Source organism: Pantoea sp. (assembly GCF_039594315.1).
GTDB lineage: Bacteria > Pseudomonadota > Gammaproteobacteria > Enterobacterales > Enterobacteriaceae > Pantoea.
On the sequence record NZ_JBCNNP010000104.1, the window covers coordinates 1 to 4,551 of the forward strand.

At 51.8% G+C, this 4,551-nt stretch carries 4 protein-coding genes; all 4 read left to right on the forward strand.

The features are described 5' to 3' along the window. The first annotated feature begins 123 nt into the window (after positions 1-123). The 4 genes from ilvI (at position 124) to mraZ (ending at position 4,502) form a co-directional block, all read left to right on the forward strand. Positions 124-1,848, forward strand: coding sequence for an acetolactate synthase 3 large subunit (gene ilvI, locus ABDW13_RS23285; protein ID WP_343554871.1), 1,725 nt, complete (start codon positions 124-126; stop codon positions 1,846-1,848). 2 nt (positions 1,849-1,850) lie between these two features. After that, on the forward strand, positions 1,851-2,342 hold the full coding sequence (ilvN, locus tag ABDW13_RS23290) for an acetolactate synthase small subunit (protein WP_008108620.1): 492 nt from the start codon (positions 1,851-1,853) through the stop codon (positions 2,340-2,342). 197 nt (positions 2,343-2,539) lie between these two features. Continuing rightward, positions 2,540-3,550 (forward strand): catabolite repressor/activator, encoded by a 1,011-nt coding sequence (gene cra / locus ABDW13_RS23295; protein ID WP_343554872.1) that lies wholly within the window; start codon positions 2,540-2,542, stop codon positions 3,548-3,550. 493 nt (positions 3,551-4,043) lie between these two features. After that, complete coding sequence (mraZ, locus tag ABDW13_RS23300; RefSeq protein WP_343554873.1) at positions 4,044-4,502, forward strand: division/cell wall cluster transcriptional repressor MraZ; 459 nt, start codon at positions 4,044-4,046, stop codon at positions 4,500-4,502. The last annotated feature ends 49 nt before the right edge of the window (positions 4,503-4,551 follow it).

The window sequence follows — 4,551 nt, forward strand, 5'->3', positions numbered from 1 at the left end:
ACGCCGCCTTCTGAGCATAAACATAAGGTTTTGATCTTAATTGGCGATCGGGGGCCGGATATCAGTGGCGTGCGGGAAACGCGAACGTCAGTGGATTCAGTCCCTCAAGCCTGGAGGCAGAAAATGGAGATGTTGTCAGGAGCCGAAATGGTCGTCCGTTCGTTAATCGATCAGGGCGTTAAACAGGTATTCGGTTATCCGGGCGGAGCAGTGCTCGATATTTATGATGCGCTGCAAACGGTCGGTGGCATTGACCACGTGCTGGTCCGCCATGAACAAGGTGCGGTGCACATGGCCGACGGCCTTGCGCGTGCGACCGGCGAAGTGGGCGTGGTGCTGGTGACTTCCGGTCCTGGCGCGACCAATGCAATTACTGGCATTGCTACCGCCTACATGGATTCCATCCCGATGGTAATTCTATCCGGTCAGGTGCCTTCTTCGCTGATTGGCTACGATGCGTTCCAGGAGTGCGACATGGTCGGCATCTCCCGTCCAGTGGTGAAGCACAGCTTCCTGGTTAAAAATGCCGAAGAAATTCCTACCGTTCTGAAAAAGGCTTTCTGGCTGGCGGCAAGCGGTCGTCCTGGCCCGGTGGTTATCGATCTGCCAAAAGATATTCTCAATCCAGCGAACAAGTTGCCGTACGTTTGGCCGGAAACAGTGAGCATGCGCTCCTACAATCCGACCATTCAAGGCCACAAAGGCCAGATTAAGCGCGCGCTGCAAACGCTGCTGGCAGCGCACAAACCCGTCATCTATGCCGGTGGCGGCGCGATTATGTCGGGCTGCGAAGCAGAATTACTGCAATTGGCTGAACAACTGAATATTCCGGTTACCACCTCGTTGATGGGCTTGGGCGTGTTCCCTGGCACGCATCGCCAATGCGTCGGCATGCTGGGTATGCACGGAACTTACGAAGCCAACATGACCATGCACAACGCCGATTTGATCTTCGGCATTGGCGTGCGCTTCGACGATCGCACCACCAACAATCTGGCGAAGTACTGCCCGAATGCGACGATTATGCATATCGATGTTGATCCAACCTCGATTTCAAAAACCGTCAGCGCCGATATCCCGATTGTTGGTGATGCTAAACAGACGCTGACACAGATGTTGGAACTGCTGGCGCAGAGCGATGCCAAGCAAGAACTTGATAGCCTGCGTGATTGGTGGCAGACCATTGAAGGCTGGCGCAGCCGCAAATGCCTGGAATTTGATCGCACCAGCGACAAAATCAAGCCGCAAGCGGTTATCGAAACGATTTGCCGTTTGACCAAAGGCGACGCTTACGTCACCTCTGACGTGGGCCAACACCAGATGTTTGCCGCACTTTACTACCAGTTCGACAAACCACGTCGTTGGATCAACTCAGGCGGTTTGGGCACCATGGGCTTTGGCCTGCCCGCTGCGCTGGGGGTGAAAATGGCATTGCCGGATGAAACGGTCATCTGCGTGACTGGCGACGGCAGCATCCAGATGAATATTCAGGAGCTGTCGACTGCGCTGCAATACGATTTGCCGGTGCTGGTGCTGAACCTCAATAACGGTTTCCTCGGCATGGTTAAGCAGTGGCAGGACATGATTTATTCTGGCCGCCATTCACAGTCTTACATGCAATCTCTGCCAGATTTCGTGCGTTTAGCCGAAGCTTACGGCCACGTGGGGGTTTCGATTGCGCATCCTGCCGAACTGGAAGAGAAGCTGCAACTGGCATTGGATACGCTGGCGAAAGGACGTCTGGTGTTTGTTGATGTGAATATTGATGGCAGCGAGCACGTTTACCCGATGCAAATTCGTGGCGGTTCGATGGATGAAATGTGGCTGAGCAAAACGGAGAGGACTTAATTATGCGTCGTATTTTATCGGTTCTGCTGGAAAACGAATCCGGCGCATTGTCCCGCGTAGTCGGGCTGTTCTCACAACGTGGCTACAACATCGAAAGCCTGACGGTGGCGCCTACCGATGATCCCACGCTGTCGCGCATGACCATCCAAACCGTTGGCGATGAAAAAGTGCTGGAGCAGATCGAGAAGCAACTGCACAAGTTGGTGGACGTGTTACGTGTCAGTGAACTGGGGCAGGGCGCTTACGTTGAGCGTGAAATCATGCTGGTGAAAATCCAGGCAAGTGGTTACGGCCGTGAAGAAGTGAAGCGCAGCGCGGAGATTTTCCGTGGTCAAATTATTGACGTCACGCCAACGCTTTACACGGTTCAGCTGGCGGGCACCAGCGATAAACTGGATGCATTTCTTAACACCGTTCGTGACGTAGCGGAGATTGTTGAAGTGGCGCGTTCAGGAATCGTTGGCGTGTCACGCGGTGATCGTGTGATGCGTTAATCACGCAGCGCAAACATCACATTCAGTGCTAACCCGGCGAAATGCCGGGTTTTTTTATTTTATGCGCTTCTCGATGATGCTTGAGAAAAGCGGTTGCTCAGCGTGGTTTTCTGCGGTTAGATGTTACAAATGTTTTACCCATAGCTACTCTGCGGATATTTTCGCCAGCGCTGGCTTATCAGAATTAAGGTGTCATCGTGAAACTGGATGAAATTGCGCGCCTGGCGGGCGTATCGCGCACTACGGCCAGCTACGTCATCAATGGCAAAGCGCGGCAGTATCGTGTCAGCGAGAAAACCGTTGAGAAAGTAATGGCGGTGGTGCGTGAGCATAATTATCACCCGAATGCGGTTGCAGCAGGCTTGCGTGCTGGGCGTACGCGTTCTATTGGTTTAGTGATTCCCGATCTGGAAAACACCAGTTACACGCGCATCGCCAATTATCTGGAGCGTCAGGCACGTCAACGTGGCTATCAGTTGCTGATTGCGTGCTCCGAAGATCAGCCGGATAACGAGATGCGTTGTATTGAGCATCTTTTACAGCGTCAGGTTGATGCCATCATCGTCTCTACTTCTTTGCCGCCTGAACATCCTTTCTATCAGCGTTGGATCAACGATCCACTGCCCATTATCGCGCTCGACCGCGCGCTGGATCGTGAGCATTTCACCAGCGTGGTGGGTGCCGATCAGGATGATGCACAAGCCTTGGCAGCTGAATTGCGTCAGCTGCCGGTTAAAAATGTGCTGTTTTTGGGCGCGCTGCCGGAGTTATCTGTCAGTTTCTTGCGTGAACTGGGCTTCCGTGATGCGTGGAAGGATGACGAACGCCCGATCGATTACATCTACTGTAATAGCTTTGATCGTGCCGCTGCCGCTGCTTTGTTTGAGAAGTACCTCGAAGATCATCCTATGCCGGAAGCGCTGTTCACCACCTCATTTGGGCTGCTGCAAGGTGTAATGGATATTACGCTGAAGCGCGATGGCCGCTTGCCAACCGATCTGGCGATTGCCACTTTTGGTGACCACGAATTGCTGGATTTCCTTGAGTGTCCGGTGCTGGCGGTGGGGCAGCGTCATCGTGATGTTGCAGAGCGTGTATTGGAATTAGTATTAGCGTCTCTGGATGAACCGCGTAAACCAAAACCGGGTTTAACGCGTATTCGTCGTAATTTATTCCGCCGCGGGCAATTAAGCCGCCGCGCTAAATGAAATCGTGGGCAGTTCGCTGCCCAATTTTAATTTGTGCCAACGATATTTCCTCAGAAGCTTCCGAAGTAAAAAAGCGTAAATTATCGCCACCTCAGCTAACAATTTAACCTGATTAACTTTTCTTATTTGTTTACATGTTCAGCAGCGCGGCGTAGCAGAGCTGGCGCGATGGTGCTGGGCTTCCTTTCGGAAATCCCCTAAAATGCAGCCGCTGTCGCAGATTGCATGGCAAATATATTTCGGCTTAAAAGCGCTTTATTTTTCGCCATTTTTTATATTGCGGAAATTTTTATTCCACTATTCATCAGGTTAATTTTTAATTTTGCCAGTTATCATCGATTTATTCCCGCCTCCGATTAAATTCACCCGGTGTAAATAGTGATATTCACTTGCCGTTGCGGCTTGACAAGGATTTCATCGGCTCCGTAAACTCGTTTCGTGGTAAAAAGTGGGATAAAGTGGTGAAAACGGGTGATCGAGGGGTAAGGCTGGCATGTTCCGTGGAGCAACGTTAGTCAATCTCGACAGCAAAGGACGATTGGCAGTACCAACACGCTATCGCGAATTGCTTGTCGCAGAGTCTCAGGGGCAAATGGTATGTACCATTGACCTCCACCAGCCATGCCTGCTGCTTTACACCTTGCCCGAATGGGAAATCATTGAGAAGAAACTGTCGCGCTTATCCAGCATGAACCCGAGTGAACGTCGCGTGCAGCGACTGCTGTTAGGGCATGCCAGTGAGTGTCAGATGGATAACGCGGGCCGTTTGTTGTTGGCGAACACGCTGCGACAACATGCTGGCCTAACTAAAGAAGTGATGCTGGTTGGACAGTTCAACAAGTTTGAGCTGTGGGATGAACAGACCTGGTATCAACAAGTTAAGGACGATATTGACACAGAACAGTCGGCTCAGGAGCCTTTATCTGAGCGGTTGCAGGACTTGTCGCTATAGCTATGCAGGAAAATTTTAAACACACCACAGTGCTGCTGGATGAGGCGGT

Coding starts and splice junctions, on each gene's coding strand:
- ilvN (WP_008108620.1), top strand. CDS start 1,851: ATGCGTCGTATTTTATCGGTTCTGCTGGAAAACGAATCCGGCGCATTG.
- mraZ (WP_343554873.1), top strand. CDS start 4,044: ATGTTCCGTGGAGCAACGTTAGTCAATCTCGACAGCAAAGGACGATTG.
- ilvI (WP_343554871.1), top strand. CDS start 124: ATGGAGATGTTGTCAGGAGCCGAAATGGTCGTCCGTTCGTTAATCGAT.